This is a genomic window from Thauera mechernichensis, assembly GCF_029588855.1.
Lineage (GTDB): Bacteria > Pseudomonadota > Gammaproteobacteria > Burkholderiales > Rhodocyclaceae > Thauera > Thauera mechernichensis.
The window spans coordinates 265016-285287 of the sequence record NZ_JARQZE010000005.1; the positions used below are offsets into that span (position 1 = coordinate 265016).

General features: G+C 64.4%; 19 protein-coding genes. 16 read left to right on the forward strand and 3 right to left on the reverse strand.

The features are described from left to right. Nucleotides 1-26 precede the first annotated feature (26 nt). The 5 genes from P7F68_RS09900 (at nt 27) to P7F68_RS09920 (ending at nt 4180) form a co-directional block, all read left to right on the forward strand. The gene (locus P7F68_RS09900; protein WP_277832768.1) at nt 27-932 is read left to right on the forward strand and encodes an ATP-grasp domain-containing protein; all 906 of its coding nucleotides are present in this window, start codon (nt 27-29) and stop codon (nt 930-932) included. 98 nt (nt 933-1030) lie between these two features. Continuing rightward, entirely contained in the window at nt 1031-1822 is a 792-nt protein-coding gene (locus P7F68_RS09905; RefSeq protein WP_002942365.1) for an ABC transporter substrate-binding protein, read from the forward strand. A 154-nt stretch (nt 1823-1976) separates the two neighbouring features. Next, on the forward strand, nt 1977-2663 hold the full coding sequence (locus P7F68_RS09910; protein WP_002942367.1) for an ABC transporter permease: 687 nt from the start codon (nt 1977-1979) through the stop codon (nt 2661-2663). Further along, the gene (locus P7F68_RS09915) at nt 2660-3385 is read left to right on the forward strand and encodes an ABC transporter permease (protein WP_277832773.1); all 726 of its coding nucleotides are present in this window, start codon (nt 2660-2662) and stop codon (nt 3383-3385) included. The genes P7F68_RS09910 and P7F68_RS09915 overlap by 4 nt, the downstream gene beginning before the upstream one ends. 30 nt (nt 3386-3415) lie before the next feature. Next, a complete protein-coding gene (locus P7F68_RS09920; protein ID WP_002942371.1) occupies nt 3416-4180 on the forward strand; it encodes an ABC transporter ATP-binding protein in 765 nt (254 codons plus the stop codon). Here P7F68_RS09920 and P7F68_RS09925 read toward each other — a convergent pair. Next, entirely contained in the window at nt 4173-5303 is a 1131-nt protein-coding gene (locus P7F68_RS09925) for an MFS transporter (RefSeq protein WP_277832901.1), read from the reverse strand. The genes P7F68_RS09920 and P7F68_RS09925 overlap by 8 nt on opposite strands. Nucleotides 5304-5529: 226 nt before the next feature. Here P7F68_RS09925 and P7F68_RS09930 point away from each other — a divergent pair, with 226 nt between their 5' ends. Then, nucleotides 5530-6447 (forward strand): LysR substrate-binding domain-containing protein, encoded by a 918-nt coding sequence (locus P7F68_RS09930; protein WP_002942381.1) that lies wholly within the window; start codon nt 5530-5532, stop codon nt 6445-6447. On the opposite strand, the gene P7F68_RS09935 is transcribed toward P7F68_RS09930, so the two are convergent. Further along, nucleotides 6426-7415, reverse strand: coding sequence for an HpcH/HpaI aldolase/citrate lyase family protein (locus P7F68_RS09935; RefSeq protein WP_277832777.1), 990 nt, complete (start codon nt 7413-7415; stop codon nt 6426-6428). The two genes, P7F68_RS09930 and P7F68_RS09935, sit on opposite strands and share 22 nt — an antisense overlap. A gap of 147 nt (nt 7416-7562) precedes the next feature. Then, complete coding sequence (locus tag P7F68_RS09940) at nt 7563-8552, reverse strand: malate dehydrogenase (protein ID WP_002924935.1); 990 nt, start codon at nt 8550-8552, stop codon at nt 7563-7565. A gap of 224 nt (nt 8553-8776) precedes the next feature. Between P7F68_RS09940 and P7F68_RS09945 the strand changes: the two genes are divergently transcribed. From P7F68_RS09945 to lpdA, 10 genes are all read left to right on the forward strand, one after another. Then, complete coding sequence (locus tag P7F68_RS09945; protein WP_002924937.1) at nt 8777-9505, forward strand: GntR family transcriptional regulator; 729 nt, start codon at nt 8777-8779, stop codon at nt 9503-9505. Between the two features lie 99 nt (nt 9506-9604). Then, nucleotides 9605-9994, forward strand: coding sequence for a succinate dehydrogenase, cytochrome b556 subunit (sdhC, locus tag P7F68_RS09950; RefSeq protein ID WP_002924940.1), 390 nt, complete (start codon nt 9605-9607; stop codon nt 9992-9994). Continuing rightward, a complete protein-coding gene (gene sdhD / locus P7F68_RS09955) occupies nt 9988-10335 on the forward strand; it encodes a succinate dehydrogenase, hydrophobic membrane anchor protein (RefSeq protein WP_002924942.1) in 348 nt (115 codons plus the stop codon). The genes sdhC and sdhD overlap by 7 nt, the downstream gene beginning before the upstream one ends. Nucleotides 10336-10337: 2 nt before the next feature. Next, nucleotides 10338-12131 (forward strand): succinate dehydrogenase flavoprotein subunit, encoded by a 1794-nt coding sequence (gene sdhA / locus P7F68_RS09960; RefSeq protein WP_002942396.1) that lies wholly within the window; start codon nt 10338-10340, stop codon nt 12129-12131. 19 nt (nt 12132-12150) lie between these two features. Further along, a complete protein-coding gene (locus P7F68_RS09965; RefSeq protein WP_002924946.1) occupies nt 12151-12861 on the forward strand; it encodes a succinate dehydrogenase iron-sulfur subunit in 711 nt (236 codons plus the stop codon). Between the two features lie 15 nt (nt 12862-12876). Beyond that, nucleotides 12877-13113 carry an FAD assembly factor SdhE gene (locus tag P7F68_RS09970; protein WP_002924948.1) on the forward strand — a complete coding sequence of 79 codons (237 nt, stop codon included), beginning with the start codon at nt 12877-12879 and terminating at the stop codon, nt 13111-13113. Between the two features lie 60 nt (nt 13114-13173). Further along, on the forward strand, nt 13174-14469 hold the full coding sequence (gltA, locus tag P7F68_RS09975; RefSeq protein ID WP_002924950.1) for a citrate synthase: 1296 nt from the start codon (nt 13174-13176) through the stop codon (nt 14467-14469). A gap of 162 nt (nt 14470-14631) precedes the next feature. After that, nucleotides 14632-17484 (forward strand): 2-oxoglutarate dehydrogenase E1 component, encoded by a 2853-nt coding sequence (locus P7F68_RS09980; protein WP_037982947.1) that lies wholly within the window; start codon nt 14632-14634, stop codon nt 17482-17484. Between the two features lie 24 nt (nt 17485-17508). After that, nucleotides 17509-18699 carry a 2-oxoglutarate dehydrogenase complex dihydrolipoyllysine-residue succinyltransferase gene (gene odhB, locus P7F68_RS09985; protein ID WP_277832793.1) on the forward strand — a complete coding sequence of 397 codons (1191 nt, stop codon included), beginning with the start codon at nt 17509-17511 and terminating at the stop codon, nt 18697-18699. 85 nt (nt 18700-18784) lie between these two features. Continuing rightward, the gene (gene lpdA / locus P7F68_RS09990; protein ID WP_002929731.1) at nt 18785-20209 is read left to right on the forward strand and encodes a dihydrolipoyl dehydrogenase; all 1425 of its coding nucleotides are present in this window, start codon (nt 18785-18787) and stop codon (nt 20207-20209) included. The last annotated feature ends 63 nt before the right edge of the window (nt 20210-20272 follow it).

A 20272-nucleotide genomic window follows, 5' to 3' on the forward strand; every position in this document is an offset into this window, starting at 1 on the left:
GCCTTCCATTACGCCACAGGCCCGACATGATTACCAGTAAGCCCGATATCGTGATCCTGACTGAAGACCGCTACGCGGTGATTGACGATGCGGATTGGTATCAGGGCCAGATCGCGCGTGAGGAAGCCCTGCTCGAGGCTGCCCTGCGCAGGCAGGGTCTGGGCGTGGTGCGGCGCTCGTGGTCGGATCCCGGCATGGACTGGTCGGCGTGTCGGGCGGCGGTGTTCCGCTCGACCTGGGACTATTTCGACCGCTTCGACGCCTTCATGCCCTGGCTGGAGCAGGTGTCGGCCCGGACCCGCTTGATCAACGATGCCGAACTGATCCGCTGGAACGTCGACAAGCGCTACCTGGGCGATCTTGCAGGCCGTGGGATCGATATCGTGCCGACCCGATTCGTGACGCGTGGCGAGGACCTCAGCCTCGCCGAGGTGATGGCGGAGCAGGGTTGGGAGCAAGCCGTGTTCAAGCCGGTGGTGTCGGGCGCGGCACGGCTCACCCATCGCGTCGATCGTAGCGAGGCCTGTGCTCATGAGGGCCTCTTCGCGCGCTGCGTCGCCAACGAGGCGATGATGGTGCAGCGCTTCGAGGACGGCATCCTCGCCGATGGCGAAGTCTCGGTGGTGGTCATCGGCGGCGGCGTCACCCATGCAGTGCGCAAGACTGCACGCGCGGGCGACTTCCGCGTGCAGGACGATCATGGTGGGAGCGTGCATGCACATGAACCAAGTGCGAGCGAGCGTGCCTTCGCGGAGGCCGTGGTCGCCGCCTGTCCTCAGTTGCCGGCCTACGCACGTGTCGATTTCGTGCGCAGCATCGATGGCGGGTTCCGGTTGATGGAAGTCGAGTTGGTTGAGCCGGAGCTGTTCTTCCGCTTCCACCCGCCCGCAGCCGAGCGCCTGGCGGCGCTGATCGGTGAAATTCTGATTTGAATCAAGAAGATTGCTGCGGTGCACTAACACGAATCCCGGTAACGAATGCGTGCTTAGCGGTTAGAATGCGCGCCTTTCAAGCTTCCAGAGGTTTCACCATGATCCGCCGCACGCTGATGTTCGCCGCCCTGGCGCTCGCCACCCAGGCCGCGGTTGCCAAGGACTGGGACACCATCCGCTTCGCCACCGAGGGTGCTTACCCCCCGTTCAACACGGTTGACACCGCGGGCGCGGTACAGGGCTTCGATGTCGACATCGCCAACGCCTTGTGCGAGGAGCTGAAGGCCAGGTGCACCTGGGTCAAGCAGGAGTGGGACGGCATGATCCCGGCGCTGCTCAGCCGCAAGTTCGACGCCATCTCCGCTTCGATGTCGATCACCGAGGAGCGCAAGAAGCGGGTCGACTTCACCGACAAGTACTACGCCACGCCGCTTGGGCTGGTGGCGCGCAAGGACAGTGGGCTGCTGCCGACTCTGGAGTCGCTCAAGGGCAAGCGGATCGGTGTGCAGCGTGGCACGGTGGCGGACAACTTTGCCTCGCGCTTCTGGGCCAGCCAAGGCGTCACCGTGGTGCGCTACGCGCGTCAGGAAGAGGCCTATCTCGATCTCGCTGCGGGCCGCATCGATGCCAGCTGGGTCGATGCACTGATGGCCGACGGAGGCTTCCTTCAGCAGCCTGCGGGGGCGGACTATGCCTTCGGCGGCGGCCTGTACCACGGCAGCAATGAGGCCGAGAAGGGGGTCATCGGCGAGGGTGTTGGCATTGCGCTGCGCAAGCAGGATGCGGCGCTCAAGGACAAGCTCAACCAGGCCCTGGCGGCGATCCGCGCCAACGGCAAGTACGACGAGATCCGCAAGAAGTACTTCGAGTACGACATCTACGGCGATTGACCCAGATCCACGGCGACTGTGCGGGCGCTTGCCCGCCGCCCCGCCAGCGGCCGTCTCGGGCCGGGGCTGACAGTCTGACATGGGTGGTCGCAGGGCCACCTTCACTTTCTGGCCGCAGGGCGGCGTCCGTGAGGGCGCTGCGGCGGCACAACCGATGCTTCACGGATACCTTCCTTCCCTGCTGGACGGCGCTTGGGTGACGCTGCGCGTGGCAGTGTTCTCGCTGCTGCTGGCGCTCGCGCTGGGCCTGCTCGGTGCCTCTTCACGGCTGTCGCCGCATGCGCTGCTGCGGCTGCCGGCGACCGTCTATACCACTGTCGTGCGCGGCATTCCCGACCTGGTGATGATGCTGTTGATCTTCTACGGCGGCCAGGTGGCGATCAACGCGATGACCGACGCGCTCGGCCTGGGCTATGTCGACATCAACCCCTTCGTGGCCGGCGTGGTGACGCTGGGCTTCATCTTTGGTGCCTACTTCACCGAGACCTTCCGTGGCGCCTTCATGGCGGTGCCTGCCGGCCAGCTCGAGGCCGGGCGCGCCTACGGCATGAGCCGCTGGCAGATCTTCCACCGCATCCTGTTCCCGCAGATGCTTCGCCATGCGCTGCCGGGGCTGGGCAACAACTGGCAGGTGATGCAGAAGAGCACGGCGCTGGTGTCGATCATCGGCCTGTCCGACATCACCTGGCTGGCCGACCAGGCTGGGCGCACCACCCATGAGCCCTTCCTGTTCTACATGGTGGTGTGCCTGTTCTACCTTGCGATGACGGCGCTCTCCGGGCTGTTGTTCGGCTGGCTTGAGCGGCGCTATTCGGTCGGTGTGCGGAGGGCTGCGGCATGATCGAATGGAGCCTGTTCGTCGACAGCTGGCCCTCGTACGCGGCAGGGCTGTGGGTGACGCTGCAGCTGACCGTGCTGTCGCTGGGCGCAGGCCTGGTGCTGGCGATCCCGCTAGCGGTGGGGCGGGTGTCGCCGCGGCGCTGGGTGGCCCTGCCGGTGTGGGCCTACACTTACTTCTTCCGTGGCACGCCGATGCTGGTGCAGCTGCTGCTGATGTACTACGGCATGGGCCAGTTCGAGTGGGTGCAGGCGCAGTGGGCGGACGGTAGCCGCTTCTGGCTGATCTTCCGCGAACCCTACGGCTGCGCGCTGGTGACCTTTGCGCTCAACACAGCGGCCTACACCACCGAGATCCTCGCCGGCGCGCTGCGTGCGACGCCGCATGGGGAGATCGAGGCGGCGCGCGCCTGCGGCATGTCGCGCCCGACCATGCTGCGCCGCATCCTGCTGCCGGGGGCCCTGCGGCGCGCGTTGCCGGCCTACAGCAACGAGGTGATCTTCATGCTGCACGGCACGGCGATCGCCTCCACGGTGACGCTGGTCGACCTGACCGGTGCGGCACGCAACGCCTATTCCCAATTCTTCGCACCCTTCGAAGCCTTCGTCTTCGCGGGCCTGATCTACCTGTGCATCACCTTTGCGCTGGTCGGCCTGTTTCGTGTCGCCGAGCGGCGCTGGCTTGCGCACCTGCAGCCGCGCAAAGCGTTGCGCAAGGCGGCCTGAAGGGCCATGAGGGCAAACGGAACTTCATCCATGACACAACTGAGCGTCGAAGACCTTCACAAGCGCTATGGCGACCACGAGGTGCTCAAGGGCGTCTCGCTGGCGGCCGAATCCGGCGACGTGATCAGCATCATCGGCTCGTCCGGTTCGGGCAAGAGTACCTTCCTGCGCTGCATCAACTTCCTCGAGCAGCCCGACGCCGGTCGCATCAGCGTGGCGGGCGAGGAGATCCGCCTGGTACCTGGCAAGGACGGCCATCTGCGCGTGGCCGATGCCCGCCAGTTGCAGCGCTTGCGCACGCGCCTGGCGATGGTCTTCCAGCATTTCAACCTGTGGGCGCACATGACCGTGCTCGAGAACGTGGTCGAGGCTCCCATCCATGTGCTGGGGGTGTCGAGGAAGGAGGCCCACGAGCGCGCCATGGCCTACCTCGACAAGGTCGGAATCAGCCGCTTCAAGGACAGCTATCCGGCGCACCTGTCGGGCGGTCAGCAGCAGCGCGTGGCGATTGCCCGTGCGCTGGCGATGGAGCCGGCGGTGCTTTTGTTCGACGAGCCGACTTCGGCGCTCGACCCCGAGCTGGTGGGCGAGGTGCTGAAGGTGATGCGCGGCCTCGCCGAAGAGGGGCGCACCATGGTCGTGGTGACGCACGAGATGGGCTTCGCGCGCGAGGTGTCGAACAAGGTGATGTTCCTGCACCAGGGCTTGGCCGAGGAGAGCGGCGCGCCCGCCGATGTCTTCGGCCAGCCCCGCAGCGAGCGTCTGCGCCAGTTCCTGTCGGGCAACCTCAAGTAGGCAGGCGGCGCAGGTAGAGTGCAACGGCGCCGGTCGCCAGCACACAGGCGCCCAGCAGCAGTGCGAGGCCGGGCCAGTGACCGGCGCCCCAGGCCGTGCCGGCGACGGTGCCGATGACGCTGGCGCCGAGGTAGTAGCTCGACAGGTAGAGTGCTGAACCGAGCGCCCGCCGCTCGCCTGCACGCTTGCCCACCCAGCCGCTGGCGAGCGCGTGGGCGGCGAAGAATCCGAAGGTGAATACGCCCACGCCGGCGATGATCAGTGCCAGTGGTCGGGCGAGCGTCAACGCCAGGCCCAGGCCCATCACCACCACCATGATCCACAACACCTTGTGCCGGCCGTGACGGTCCGCCAGGCGGGCGCTCAACGTCGACGCCCAGGTGCCGACCAGATAAAGCAGGAAGATCGCGCCGATGGCGGTCTGGCCCAGCAGGTAGGGCGCTTCGAGCAGCCGGAAGCCGAGGAAGTTGTAGAGCCCGACGAAGGCGCCCATGGCCAGGAAGGCCACCAGGAAAAGCGCCGGCAGGCCCGGGTCGCGATAGATGGCGAGCGTGTCGCGCAGGATGCGTGCAGGTGTTGCTGCGCGTGGCTGGAAGTGGTGCGAGGGCGGCAGGCGACGCCAGAACAGGACCGCAGAGGCGAGGCCAAGCACGCCGATAACGGCCAGCGCAATCCGCCAGGAGCTCCAGTCGGTGATCAGCGCTGCAATGAAGCGTCCGCTCATGCCGCCCAGCGCATTGCCGGCGATGTAAAGGCCCATCGCCCGCGCCTGCGCGTTGGGGGCGATCTCTTCACCGATGTAGGCCATGGCTGCTGCCGGCAAGCCAGCGATGACAGCGCCGAGCAGGGCGCGCAGCACCAGTAGCGAGCCGAAGTCGGGGGCGATCGCCGTCGCGCAGGCCAGGACCGCCGCGATTCCGAGCGCGACCATCATGACCTGGCGACGGCCGATGCGGTCGGCGAGCACGCTGCCCGGGATCAGCATCAGGGCCAGCCCGGCCGCAGCGGCAGACACCGTGAGACTGGCGCTGGCTGCACCGATGCCGAATTCGTCCGCCAGCAGGGGGAGCAAGGGCTGGGGGCCGTACACCATGGCGAAGGTGGCAAAGCCGCCGACGAACATGGCCAAGTTGGCGCGCCGATAGCCTGGCGTGCCGGCTTCAAGGGGCGCGGGCAATGTGGATGCGGGGATGGCGGCGCCGGCGGTCGGAGCGGGCAATGGCATGGCGCTTGGAGGTGGCATGTGCAGGCAGGCGGGGAGGGTGGTGAACTGCCTGATGATCTTAGGTTGCCGTCGGACTCTTGGTCCAATATATTTGAAAGGCTTCATTCATATATGGATCAGATCAATGGAGCTGAGGCACCTGCGCTACTTCCTTGCCGTGGCGGATGAACTCAACTTCACCCGCGCCGCGGCACGCCTGCATATCGGCCAACCGCCGTTGTCGATGCAGATCCGCGATCTCGAGGACGAGTTGGGCGTGCGCTTGTTCGAGCGCAATGCTCGCCGCGTGGCGTTGACGCCGGCTGGCAAGTGCCTGCAGGAGCACGCACAGCGGATCATGGCGAGTGTGCAGGAGGCGGTGGCGCAGACCCAGCGCGTGGCGCGTGGTGAGGCCGGTGAGCTGCGGGTGGGGTTTACTTCGTCGCTGCCCTTCACCGATCTGCTGCCCGATGCGCTGCATGCCTACCGCAAGCGCTATCCCGCGGTACGGCTTCAGCTACGCGAGATGTTCACGCCCGACCAGTTTGGTGCGCTCGGCCGTGACGAGCTCGACGTCGGTTTCGTACGCCTGCAGGGGACTCGTGCGCCGGAGGGGGTCCGGATACGGGAGATCGCGCGCAATCCGCTGCGCGTGGTGGTCAATGTTGCGCACAGGCTCGCCAGCGCCGGCTCGGTGTCGTTTGCAGACCTGCACGACGAGGACTTCATCGCCTTCCCGGCCGACGTTGGTACCGATCTGCCCGCCGTGTTGCGTGGCCTGTGCCGCCAGGCCGGCTTCGAGCCGCGCATCGTGCAGGTCGCACGCGAGGCGACGACGCAGATCGGCCTGGTCGCTGCCGGGTTGGGTATTGCCGTTCTGCCTGCGCCGCTCGAAACGGTGCGCATGCCACGTGTACGCTACCTCGCGCTGACCGATCCGGAGGCGGAGTTCAGGCTTGCCGTGGCCACGGCCGAGTCGGCGCAGGGGGCTTTGCTGGCGGGCTTTCTTGCGGTCGTGGATGAGCTTTCGGGCGCAGATGGTCAGGCACCGAAGAAGCGTTGACGGATCTCATGCGGCAACTCCACGCCAGTATGGCGGGCACGCTGCAGCAGCTCCCAGTAGTAGCGGTAGGAGGCGCGGTCGTGCAGGCGGCCCTTGTGCTGGATCGGACCCCACGCGGTGTCCTGTGCGGAGACGAGAATCTCGACCGCCTCCTCGACCTCGGTGAAGTCGGGTTGCATCGCGGCGACGATCGGCAGGATCTGGTTGGGATGGATGCTCCACATGCGCAGGTAGCCAAATTCGCGGCGGGCGCGGTCGGCGTCGTGGCGTATCACCGCCACGTCCCGCAACTCGGTGGTGACGTTGTGCGAGGGTACGACGCCGTTGGCCAGGGCTGCAGCGGCGATGTCGGCCTTGGCACGCACGATGAGCGGGTGCTCGAACTGGCCCGGACTTTTCATCGCACTGCCCGGGATGGCGCCGTGGTGGCCCGAGACGAAGTCCATGAGGCCGAAGTCGAGTGACTCGACGCCTTCGAGTGCGGCGATCTCCCAGGCCTCGCGCAAGGCGCCGTGGGTTTCGATGAGCACGTGCACCGGCAGCGCACGCGCCAGGCTGCAGGCCGCTTCGACGCGGCGCAGTTCGTTGATCTGTGTGGCGGCGTCGGCCACGGAGCGTACCTTTGGGAGGGTGACGAAAGCGAGGCGGTGCCCGGCGCCACCGACCAGGATTTCGAGGTCGCGCTGCCAGTGCGGATGGGTGATGTCATGGATGCGCGCTCCGACCCGGTCGTAGTGGTTCTCGGCGCCATTGACCATCTCCACGACCATGTGGGCGTGTTCGGCTTCGGCGCCGGCGGCGGCGCCGTCCTCGCAGTCGCAGGTGATGTCGAACACCGGGCCGAGTTCCTGTTGTAGCTTCAAGGCCTTGAGCATCAGCTTCTCGGCGCCGGCGTAGTGGTCGACGGCGGGAAGGGCAGGGAAGGGCTTTTCACCGGCAAACAGAACTTGGGCGGGGTGAAGCGACATGTCGGGCTCCTCGGGTGGGTGTGGCTCGTCCGCCACGGTGCGATGCAGCGCACGGCAGGCCCTCATGGGGCCCGGAGAAAAAGAAAAGGCCACGGATTTTACCCCGTGGCCTGTCGCAAGGGCGGCACGCGGCCGCCCGCGCGCAGCTTACTTCAGCATGTCGGCAACGGCCGCGCGCTCGTCCTCGAGTTCCTTGAGGGTGATGGCGATCTTGCCTTGGGAGTACTCGTCGATTTCCAGGCCCTGGATGATCTTGAACTGGCCATCCTTGCACTCGCAGGGGAAGCCGAACACGACGCCTTCGGGAATGCCGTAGGAGCCGTCCGAGGGCACGCCCATGGTGACCCAGTCGCTGGAGCCCAGCACCCAGTCGCGCACGTGGTCGATGGCGGCGTTCGCGGCCGAAGCAGCCGACGACAGGCCACGGGCCTCGATGATGGCAGCGCCGCGCTTGCCGACGGTGGGCAGGAACACGTCGTTGTTCCAGGCGTGGTCATTGATCAGCGCCTTGACGCTGTCACCGTTCGACTCGCAGAAGCGGTAGTCGGCGTACATGGAGGGCGAGTGGTTGCCCCACACCACCATCTTCTTGAGCGACGACACTTCACGGCCGGACTTGGCCGCGAGCTGCGACAGCGCGCGGTTGTGGTCCAGGCGCAGCATGCCGTGGTAGTTGTTCGGGTTGGTGCGGCCGACCTTGATGGCGGCGGCGCGAGCGATGTAGGCGTTGGTGTTGCAGGGGTTGCCCACGACCAGCACGCGAACGTCTTCCTTGGCGTTTTCAGCGATGGCCTTGCCCTGGACGGTAAAGATGGCACCGTTGGCGGTCAGCAGGTCGGCGCGCTCCATGCCAGGGCCACGCGGACGGGCGCCGACGAGCAGGCAGACGTCAGCATCCTTGAAGGCGACGTTCGGGTCGTCGGTGGCGATCATGCCGGCCAGCAGCGGGAAGGCGCAGTCTTCCAGCTCCATCATGACGCCCTTGACTGCCTTCTGTGCCTGGGGCAGGTCGAGCAGTTGCAGGATGACGGGCTGGTCCTTGCCCAGCATCTCGCCGCTGGCGATGCGGAACAGCAGGCTGTAGCCGATCTGGCCGGCGGCGCCGGTGACAGCGACGCGCATGGGGGCTTTGCTCATGTGGATACTCCCTCAAGTAAGACGGTCTAGGTTGTCCTGGATTGCTGCCCGGCGCCTGCAGTGCGCATGCTGACCGCAAGCGTCCGCACCCCGAATGACAGGGGTCGAAACGAGCGCGGGGATACTAATGCGAACGGACTGTGCTGTCAAATGTCGTTTTATATCTTATATAAGACATAAGACATGCTATGGACTGCATTTTAATTTTGTGATCAAATGCGCGCATGTCACATGAGGCGCCCACCTTCAGTCCGCTTTACCGTCAGATCAAGGCCCTGATTCTACAGGCTCTTGAGGCGGGCGAGTGGCGTCCTGGCCAGGCCATTCCAAGCGAGCAGGAGCTTGCCGCCCGGTTCAGTGTGTCGCAGGGTACCGTGCGCAAGGCGATCGATGAGATGGCGGCGGACAACCTGCTGGTGCGCAAACAGGGCAAGGGTACCTATGTCGCATCGCACAACGACCCGCGCGCGCTGTTCAGGTTCTTGCGCCTCGTGCCGAATGACGGCGATCTCTCTCCGCCGCAGAGTGTGCCGCTTGATTGCTGGCGCGCGAAGGCAGGGCAGGAGGCCTCGCGCATGCTCGGCATCGAGCCCGGTGCGCCGATCATCATCGTGCGCCGTTTGCTCAAGTTCGCGACCCGGCCTGTCGTCATCGACGAAATCTATCTCCCCGGCGAGGTTTTTCAGGGGCTGACGGCCGAGGTGCTGCAGGGATGGAACAGTTCGCTGTACAGCCTGTTCGAGACTCGTTTCGGTTTGCGCATGATTCGCGCCCAGGAGCGTATTCGTGCCGTTGCGGCTGACCGCGGGGCGAGCGAGGCGCTCAAGGTGGCCGAAGGGACGCCGCTGCTTTCGGTAGAGCGTGTCACCTACACCTATGGCGACAAGCCGGTCGAATGGCGGCGTGGTTTGTATTCGACGGCCGACCATTATTATCTGAATGAACTGAATTGAACGCGCCAGACATGAAATGTCGGCGTCGGGCAGGGCTATAATTATGTGTTTTTTCGGAGTCAGCGACGGCCGTCGTCGCACATGCAGAGGGGAGTCTTCATGTCAGAAGTGACAGTGCGCAAACCGAGGCCGAAGCATCTGGCCTTGAATCAGATCCGGCTGCCATTGCCGGGAATCGTCTCGATCCTTCACCGGGTCAGTGGTGCAGGCTTGTTCCTGCTGTTGCCCTTCCTGCTTTATCTGCTCGATCGCAGCCTGGGTTCCGCGCAGACCTTCGAGACCTTTAGTGCTGTGGTTGGCAATCCGCTCGTCAAGTTGCTGCTGCTCGGTCTGCTGTGGGCCTATCTGCATCACTTCTGCGCCGGCATCCGCTTCCTGCTGCTCGACATGCACAAGGGAACCGAGCTTGCCGCGGCGCGCAAGTCCTCGCAGATCGTTCTTGCAGTCAGCATTGCGCTGACCCTCATCATCGGGGTGAAACTATGGTGAAACGTCAACCCGTCGGCGCGCACTACGGTCTGAAGGACTGGATCGCGCAGCGCGCAACTGCCGTGTTCATGGCGATCTACACGGTCATCTTCGCCGTCTGTGCGCTGGCCCTTCCCGAGCTCAGCTATGAGGCGTGGTCGGGCCTGTTCTCGAACGGTCTGTTCAAGTTCCTCAGTTTCCTGTTCTTCCTGTCGCTCTTCTATCACGCCTGGATCGGCGTGCGTGACATCTGGATGGACTACGTCAAGCCGACCGGTGTGCGCCTGGCGCTGCATCTCGTCACCCTCTTCCTGCTCGTCGGCTACGCCGGCTGGGCTGCCCAGATCCTGTGGAGGCTCTAAGCGTGAACGTCGCTAAGCGTACCTTTGATGCAGTCATCGTCGGCGCGGGTGGCGCCGGCCTGCGTGCGGCCCTGCAGTTGTCCGAAGCCGGCCTCAAGACCGCCGTGTTGACCAAGGTTTTCCCGACTCGCTCGCACACCGTGGCGGCGCAGGGTGGAGTGGCAGCCTCGCTCGGCAACTCCACCGAGGACAACTGGCACTGGCACATGTACGACACCGTGAAGGGGTCGGACTGGCTGGGTGACCAGGATGCCATCGAGTTCATGTGCAAGAAGGCCAACGAGGTCGTCATCGAACTCGAGCACTACGGCATGCCCTTCGATCGTACCGACAACGGCAAGATCTACCAGCGTCCGTTCGGTGGCCACTCGATGAACTACGGTCAGGCACCCGTGATGCGCTCCTGTGCAGCGGCCGACCGTACCGGCCACGCCATGCTGCATGCGCTCTATCAGCGCAACGTGCGTGCCAACACCCAGTTCTTCGTCGAGTGGATGGCGCTCGACCTGATTCGCGATGCTGACGGCGACGTGCTCGGTGTCACCGCAATGGAGATGGAAACTGGCGAGGTCTCGATCTTCCACGCCAAGGCCACCGTGTTCGCCACGGGCGGTGCCGGCCGTATCTACTACTCCTCCACCAATGCCTTCATCAACACCGGTGACGGCGTGGGCATGGCGGCGCGCGCCGGTATCCCGCTCGAAGACATGGAGTTCTGGCAGTTCCACCCGACCGGGGTGGCCGGCGCGGGCGTGCTGATCACCGAGGGTGTGCGCGGCGAAGGCGGCATCCTGCGCAACGCCTCGGGCGAGCGCTTCATGGAGCGCTATGCGCCCAACCTGAAGGACCTTGCCTCCCGTGACGTGGTGTCACGCGCGATGACGACCGAGATCAACGAGGGCCGTGGTTGCGGCCCCGACAAGGATCACGTGCTCCTCGACATCACGCACCTGTCGCCCGATACCATCATGAAGCGCCTGCCTGGCATCCGCGAGATTGCGATCCAGTTCGCCGGCGTGGATCCGATCAAGGCGCCGATCCCGGTCGTGCCGACCTGCCACTACCAGATGGGCGGCATCCCGACCAACTACAAGGGTCAGGTTGTGGTGCCCAAGGACGGCAACCCGAACAGTCCGGTGGCCGGCTTCTACGCGGCAGGCGAGTGCGCCTGCGCCTCGGTGCACGGCGCCAACCGCCTCGGTACCAACTCGCTGCTCGACCTGCTCGTTTTCGGCAAGTCGGCGGGCGAGACTGTGGTCGAGGACTTCCAGTCGGGTCAGCTCAAGCTCAAGCCGCTGCCGGCCGACGCGGCCGACGTGTCGCTTGCACGACTGGCTCGACTCGACGGCCAGACCAAGGGCGAGAGCGTGTTCGACGTGGGCCTGGAAATGCGTCGCACCATGCAGAAGCATGCCGGTGTCTTCCGTTTCGACGCCTTGCTCAAGGAAGGTGTGCAGAAGATCGGCGAGGTTGCAGAACGTGCCAAGCGTACCGAGATCTCGGACAAGTCCAAGGTCTGGAACGTGGCGCGCATGGAGGCGCTAGAGCTCGACAACCTCATCGAGGTCGCCCGTGCCACCATGGTTTCGGCCGAGGCTCGCAAGGAGTCGCGCGGTGCCCACGTGCGCGATGACGCGCCCGATACACCGGAGAATCCGAACGGCCGTGACGATGCCAACTGGCTCAAGCACACCCTGTGGTACAGCGAAGGCAACCGTCTTGACTACAAGCCGGTCAACCTGAAGCCGCTGTCCGACGACGTCGAGCCGATCGCGCTCGCCAAGCGCACTTACTGAGCGCCCGGGAGAAATACTCATGACCAAGCGTACCGTTCATTTCAAGATCTACCGCTACGACCCGGACAAGGACGAGAAGCCTTACATGCAGGACATCTCGGTCGAGCTCGAGCCGTCCGACAAGAAGCTGCTGGATGCGCTCGTGCGCCTGCGGGCCAAGGACGATTCGATGTCCTTCCGCCGTTCCTGCCGTGAAGGTGTGTGCGGCTCGGACGCGATGAACATCAACGGCAAGAACGGTCTGGCTTGCCTGACCGACATCGACAGCCTGGAGCAGCCGGTCACGCTGCGCCCGCTGCCGGGGCTGCCGGTCATCCGCGACCTGATCGTGGACATGACGCAGTTCTTCAAGCAGTACCACTCGATCAAGCCCTACCTCGTCAACAACGATCCCGCACCCGAGCGCGAGCGCCTGCAGACGCCGGAGGACCGCGAGGAGCTCAACGGTCTGTACGAGTGCATCCTGTGCGCATGCTGCTCGACGTCCTGCCCGTCGTTCTGGTGGAATCCCGACAAGTTCGTCGGTCCGGCCGGCCTGCTTGCGGCCTACCGTTTCCTGGCCGACACCCGCGACCAGGATACCAATGCACGCCTCGACAACCTCGAGGATCCGTACCGCCTGTTCCGCTGCCACTCGATCATGAACTGCGTCGATGTCTGTCCGAAGGGTCTCAATCCGACCCGCGCGATTGGCAAGATCAAGGACATGATGGTCCGGCGTGCGGTATAAATACGGATTGACGCCATGAGCATCAACAGGGGGCGTGTGCGCTGGCAGTGTCGGCGGGCTCTTCTCGAACTCGACCTTGTGTTTACGCGCTTCCTGGAGCGGGATTTCGATCGTCTCACCGACGATCAGGTTGCGGATCTGGAGGAACTGCTGCGCTGTGACGACTACGACATCTGGGCGATGGTCAATGGCAGCAAGGCATGTGAAGTGGACCGCTGGAAGGAGATGATCGGCCTGCTGCGCCAGCGCTGAGGCGGCAGGTACGGTCACGATACGACAAGCAGTTAAACCGGCAAGTAGAAGGGACGATCTATGAGCACTGAACGCACTGCAACGCTAACCGTCGATGGCAAGACCGTCGAATTCCCGGTGATGACCGGCACCCATGGTCAGGATGTGATCGACATCCGCACCCTGGGCGGCAAGACCGGCCTGTTTACCTACGACTCGGGTTTTCTGTCGACTGCAAGCTGCAAGTCGAAGATCACCTTCATCGACGGCGACAAGGGTGAACTGCTGTATCGCGGCTACCCGATCGAGCAACTCGCCGAGAAGTGCAACTTCCTGGAAGTTGCCTACCTGCTCAAGAACGGCGAATTGCCGAACGCGCAGCAGCGCACGGAGTTCGAGGGTGTCATCAAGAACCACACCATGGTTCATGATCAGCTGACCCGCTTCTACAACGGTTTCCGCCGTGACGCGCATCCGATGGCGATCATGGTTGGTGTTGTCGGTGCACTGTCGGCCTTCTACCACGATGCGATGGACTTCTCCGACGAAGCGCATCGCAACGTGTCGATCAATCGTCTGATCGCCAAGCTGCCGACCATCGTGGCGATGGCCTACAAGTACAACACGGGCCAGCCGTTCATGTATCCGCGCAACGATCTTGGCTACACCGCCAACTTCATGCACATGATGTTCGGTACGCCGTGCGAGAAGTACGAGCCGAACCCGGTGCTGGTGCGCGCGCTCGACGTGATCTTCACGCTGCACGCCGACCACGAGCAGAACGCATCGACCTCGACGGTCCGCCTCGCCGGCTCGTCGGGCGCCAACCCGTTTGCCTGCATCTCGGCAGGTATCGCCTGCCTTTGGGGCCCGGCGCATGGCGGCGCGAACGAAGCCTGCCTGAACATGCTGGAAGAGATCGGCGACGTGTCGCGCGTCGGCGAGTACATCAAGCGCGCGAAGGACAAGAACGACAGCTTCAAGCTGATGGGTTTCGGCCACCGCGTGTACAAGAACTTCGACCCGCGTGCCAAGCTGATGGGCAAGGTGTGCGCCGACGTGCTTGGCGAGCTGGGTCTCGAGAACGATCGCCTGTTCAAGCTTGCGAAGGAACTCGAGCGCATTGCGCTGGAAGACGAGTACTTCGTGGAGAAGAAGCTCTACCCGAACGTCGACTTCTACTCGGGCATCGTGCAGAAGGCGCTGGGTATCCCGACCTCCATGTTCACCTGCATCTTCGCGCTGGCGCGTACGGTGGGCTGGATCACCCAGTGGGAAGAGATGATTACCGATCCCGAGTACAAGATCGGTCGTCCGCGTCAGCTCTACATCGGAGCTGCGCGTCGCGACGTTCCGTCGCTCGAACAGCGTCCGTAAGAGACGATGGAGAGAGGGAGGAGGCTTCGCCAACTCTGATGATTGCGGGGTGGCTGCGCGTGCGCGGTCATCCCGTTTTTCCTTCAGGGACGAAGGTGCAGCTTTCCAAGCATTGCAGCAAGAAGAAAGCACGACAACAGAACACGACAGGTGGCCTTCACCATGATGAAGCAACTCGAACAGACCTCGCATTTGTTCGGCTCGAACGCGCCGTTCATTGAAGAGCAATACGAAAACTACCTCGCCGATCCGGCTTCGGTTTCCGAAGAGTGGCGCGAATACTTTGACAAGCTGCAGAGCCAGGCCGGCGCTGCGCAGCGCGACGTGGCCCATGGGCCGGTGATCGCTGCGTTCGAGCAGATGGCCAAGCGTGGGCCGGTGCGTACCGTGGTCACCGGTGGCGGCGAGGACAAGCAGCAGGTTTCGGTCCTGCAGCTCATCAACGCCTACCGTTTCCTCGGCAACCGCTGGGCCAATCTCGATCCGCTCAAGCGCGTTGAACGGCCGCAGATTGCCGAGCTCGAGCCCTCGTACTACGGCTTCACAGAGGCCGACCTGTCGAAGAGTTTCAATGTCGGCTCCTTCCACGGGTTCTCGACCGAACACGCCAGCCTGCGCGAGATCCTCGAGGCGCTGCGTCAGACCTATTGCGGGTCTATCGGTGCCGAGTACATGTACATGACCGACATCGCGCAGAAGCGCTGGATCCAGAGTCGACTGGAGAGCGTGCGCGGGACGCCGAAGTTCTCGCTCGAGATGAAGAAGCGCATCCTCGAGCGCACCACGGCCGCCGAGACGCTCGAGCGCTACCTGCATACCAAGTATGTGGGTCAGAAGCGTTTCTCGCTCGAAGGTGGCGAGACCGCAATCGTGGCGATGGACGAGATCATTCGAGTGGCGGGCAGCCTGGGTGTGGCCGAGACGGTGATCGGCATGGCACACCGTGGCCGCCTCAACGTGCTCGTCAACACCCTGGGCAAGTCGCCGTCGATGCTGTTCTCGGAGTTCGAGGGCAAGGCGGCAGCCGACCTGACCGCGGGTGACGTCAAGTACCACATGGGCTTCTCGAGCGACGTCATGACCCCGGGCGGTCCGATGCACCTGACCCTGGCGTTCAACCCCTCGCACCTCGAGATCATCAATCCGGTGGTTGCGGGTTCGGTCTACGCGCGCCAGGTTCGCCGCGGCGATGCCGAAAAGCGCGAAGTGCTGCCGGTGCTGATCCACGGTGACGCCGCGGTCGCTGGGCAGGGCGTGAACCAGGAGATGCTGAACTTCTCCCAGACCCGCGGCTACGGCACGGGCGGGACGATGCACATCGTCGTCAACAACCAGATCGGTTTCACCACCTCCGATCCGCGCGACTACCGCTCCTCGCTGTACTGCACCGACATCTTCAAGATGGTCGAAGCACCGATCTTCCATGTGAACGGTGACGATCCCGAGGCGGTGGCCTTCGTGACTGCGCTGGCGATCGAGTTCCGCCAGGAGTTCAAGAAGGACGTCGTCGTCGACATCATCTGCTTCCGCAAGCTCGGCCACAACGAGCAGGACGAGCCGATGGTGACTCAGCCGCTGATGTACCGCAGCATCCAGAAGCACCCCGGCACCCGCAAGCTCTACGCCGACCGCCTGGTTGCCGAGGGCAGCATCTCCGCCGATGAGCCGGAGAGGATGATCGCCGAGTACCGCGAGCATCTCGACCGCGGCGAGCTGCTCTACAACCCGGTGCTGTCCGGGCACAATCGCCAGCATGCAGTGGACTGGACGCCCTACCTCAAGCAGCCCTACACCGACGCCGCCGAGACAGCGATCCCGACGCAGGAGGTCAAGCGCCTGGGTGAGCGCCTGAGCACGGTTCCCGAGGGCTTCGCGCTGCATTCCCGCGTCAAGAAGATCATCGATGATCGAGCCGCAATGGCCCGTGGCGAGCTGCCGCTCGACTGGGGCATGGGCGAGAACCTGGCCTATGCGAGCCTGTTGGCACAGGGCTACGGTGTGCGCATCTCGGGCGAAGACGTGAATCGCGGCACCTTCTTCCACCGCCACGCTGCACTCCACGACCAGAAGCGCGAGCGCTGGGACGAAGGGACCTACAAGCCGCTCGAGCACATCCAGGATGGCCAGGCGCGCTTCCAGTGTTTCGACTCGGTGCTGTCGGAAGAGGCGCTGCTCGCTTTCGAGTATGGCTATTCAACTGCCGAACCCAACGAGCTCGTGGTCTGGGAAGCCCAGTTCGGCGACTTCGTCAACGGCGCCCAGGTGGTGATCGATCAGTTCATCAGCTCCGGTGAGGCCAAATGGGGTCGCCTGTCGGGCCTGGTGATGATGCTGCCGCACGGCTACGAAGGCCAGGGGCCGGAGCACTCGTCGGCGCGTCCCGAGCGCTTCATGAACATGGCGGCTGAGAACAACTGGCAGATCTGCGTGCCGACCACGCCCGCCCAGATCTTCCACCTGCTGCGGCGGCAGATGGTGCGCCGCCTGCGCAAGCCGCTGATCATCATCACGCCGAAGTCGCTGCTGCGCCACAAGGAGGCGATCTCGTCGATCGAGGAACTGGCCAACGGCCGCTTCCAGACCGTGATCCCGGAGATCGAGCAGCTCGACCCGAAGAAGGTCAAGCGCGTGGTGCTGTGCCAGGGCAAGATCTACTACGAGCTGCTGGCGCATCGCCGTGAGAACAAGATCACCGACACGGCACTGGTGCGTGTTGAACAGCTCTATCCCTTCCCCGAAAGCGATTTCGCCAAGGCGATCGAGCAGTTCCCGAACGCCAAGGAAGTCGTCTGGTGCCAGGAAGAGCCGCGCAACCAGGGGGCGTGGTACTGGCTGGCCTCGCGTCAGCATCTGGTCAATGTGCTCGGTACCAAGCGCAAGCTGCTGCTCGTCAGCCGTCCGGCAGCGGCGTCGCCCGCGGTTGGTTACTATGCCAAGCACAACCAGCAGCAGAAGGCGGTGATCGAGCACGCATTCGGCCCGATCCAGGAAACCACACCGCAGTCCCCGCACTGATAGAACAACCAGGGAGATTAATCCATGCTGATCGAAGTCAAAGTACCGCAGCTGTCCGAGTCCGTTTCGGAGGCCACCCTCGTTTCCTGGCACAAGAAGGAAGGCGATGCCGTCTCGCGCGACGAGAACCTCATCGACATCGAGACCGACAAGGTCGTGCTCGAGACGCCGGCACCGGCCGATGGCGTGCTCGTCAAGCTCATCAAGCAGAACGGCGACACCGTGACCTCGGGCGAGCTGATCGCCCAGATCGACACCGAAGCCAAGGCTGCGGGCGCCGCTGCGCCGGTTGCCGCGCCGGTGCAGGCGGTGACGCCGCCGCCGGCCGCTCCCGCCGCCTCGGCCGCGGGGGCTGCAAGCCCGGCCGCGCGCAAGATCCTCGATGAGAAGGGCATCGCCGCCGGCGACGTCGCGGGCTCTGGCCGTGGCGGTCGCGTCACCAAGGAAGACGCCGTCGCCGCCCAGCCCAAGGCTGCCGCTGCTGCTGCCCCGGCGGTGATCGCCGCCGTCGGTGATCGCCCCGAAGAGCGTGTGCCGATGACGCGCCTGCGCGCCCGCATCGCCGAGCGCCTGATCCAGTCGAAGAACGAAAACGCCATCCTGACCACGTTCAACGAGGTCAACATGGCGCCGGTGATGGCGCTGCGCAAGCAATATGGCGACAAGTTCGAGAAGGCCCATGGCGTACGCCTGGGCTTCATGGGCTTCTTCGTCAAGGCCGCGGTGGCCGCGCTGAAGAAGTTCCCGATCCTGAACGCCTCGGTCGATGGCAACGACATCGTCTACCACGGCTATATCGACATCGGCATCGCGGTCGGTTCGCCGCGCGGCCTGGTGGTGCCGATCCTGCGCAACGCCGAGTCCATGTCGATCGCCGAGATCGAGCTCAAGATCGCCGAGTTCGGCCAGAAGGCCAAGGACGGCAAGCTGTCGCTCGACGACCTGTCGGGTGGCACCTTCTCGATCTCCAACGGTGGCGTGTTCGGCTCGATGATGTCGACCCCGATCATCAACCCGCCGCAGTCGGCCATCCTCGGCATCCATGCCACCAAGGATCGCGCCGTGGTCGAGAACGGCCAGGTCGTCGTGCGTCCGATCAACTACCTGGCGATGTCCTACGACCACCGTATCATCGACGGTCGTGAGGCCGTGCTTGGCCTGGTGACGATGAAGGAAGCGCTGGAAGATCCGGCTCGCCTGATCCTCGACGTCTGATCACAACGCACAGGGGCGCGTCACGCCGCCAGGCTGCTTGCCTGTGCGGCGGGGCAGCGCCCCGTTTTCCTGAAGGGAGAGATGAATGTCCAAAGAATTCGACGTCCTCGTCATCGGCGGCGGTCCCGGCGGCTATGTGGCGGCCATTCGCGCTGCACAGCTCGGTTTCAAGACCGCGTGCTGCGAGTCCAACCCCTATGCCGATCCCAAGGGCGAGCCGCGCCTGGGCGGTACCTGCCTGAACGTGGGTTGCATCCCGTCCAAGGCGCTGCTGCACACCTCGCACCTGTTCGAGGAAGCGGGTCACAGCTTCGAGAGCCAGGGCATCAGCGTCGGCACGCCGAAGATTGACGTCGCCAAGATGATCGCGCGCAAGAGCGGCATCGTCGACCAGCTCACCGGCGGCATCAAGGGTCTGTTCAAGAAGAATAAGGTCACCCTGCTGAACGGTCACGGCGCTTTCGTCGGCAAGGGTGACGCCGGTTGGCACGTCAAGGTCGGCGAAGAGCTCGTCGTCGCCAAGCAGGTCATCGTCGCCACCGGTTCGGCGCCGCGCCACCTGCCCGGCATTCCGGTCGACAACAAGATCGTCTGCGACAACGTCGGCGCCCTCGACATCGACGCGGTGCCCAAGAAGCTCGCGGTGATCGGTGCCGGTGTGATCGGACTCGAAATGGGTTCGGTGTGGCGCCGCGTGGGCGCGGATGTCACCGTGCTCGAAGCCATGCCCGACTTCCTTGCCGCTGCCGATCAGGATGTGGCCAAGGAGGCACTCAAGGTCTTCACCAAGCAAGGCCTCAAGATCAACCTCGGTGTTCAGATCGGCGAGGTGAAGGTCGGCAAGAAGGGCGTCACGATCGCCTACAAGGACAAGGACGGTGCAGAGCAGAAGCTCGAAGCCGACCGCCTGATCGTGTCGGTTGGCCGCGTCCCCAATACTGCCGGCCTCAACCCGGAAGCCGTCGGTCTCAAGATCACCGAGCGCGGCATGATCGAGGTCGATGACCACTGCCGGACGAATCTGCCCGGCGTGTGGGCGGTTGGTGATGTGGTGCGCGGTCCGATGCTGGCACACAAGGCAATGGAAGAGGCCGTGATGGTCGCCGAGCTGATGGCAGGCCAGGCGGGTCACTGCAACTTCGACACCGTGCCCTGGGTCATCTACACCAGCCCTGAGATTGCCTGGGTCGGCAAGACCGAGCAGCAGCTCAAGGCCGCTGGCGTGGCCTACAAGGTCGGCAAGATTCCCTTCCTGGCCAATGGTCGCGCGCTCGGCATGGGCGATCCCACCGGCTTCGTCAAGATGCTGGCCGATGCCAACACCGATCGTATCCTCGGCGTGCACATCATCGGCGCCAACGCGTCGGAGCTGATCTCCGAGGCCGTGGTAGCGATGGAGTTCGCCGGTTGCTCGGAAGACCTGGCGCGTATCTGCCATGCCCACCCGACACTGTCCGAGGTGGTGCACGAGGCCGCGCTGGCCTGCGACAAGCGGCCGCTGCACTTCTAAGCCGCGCCTGCGGTAACGGGGGGTGGGTGCGAGTCCTGCTCGCGCCCACCCCTTCTTGCGTTA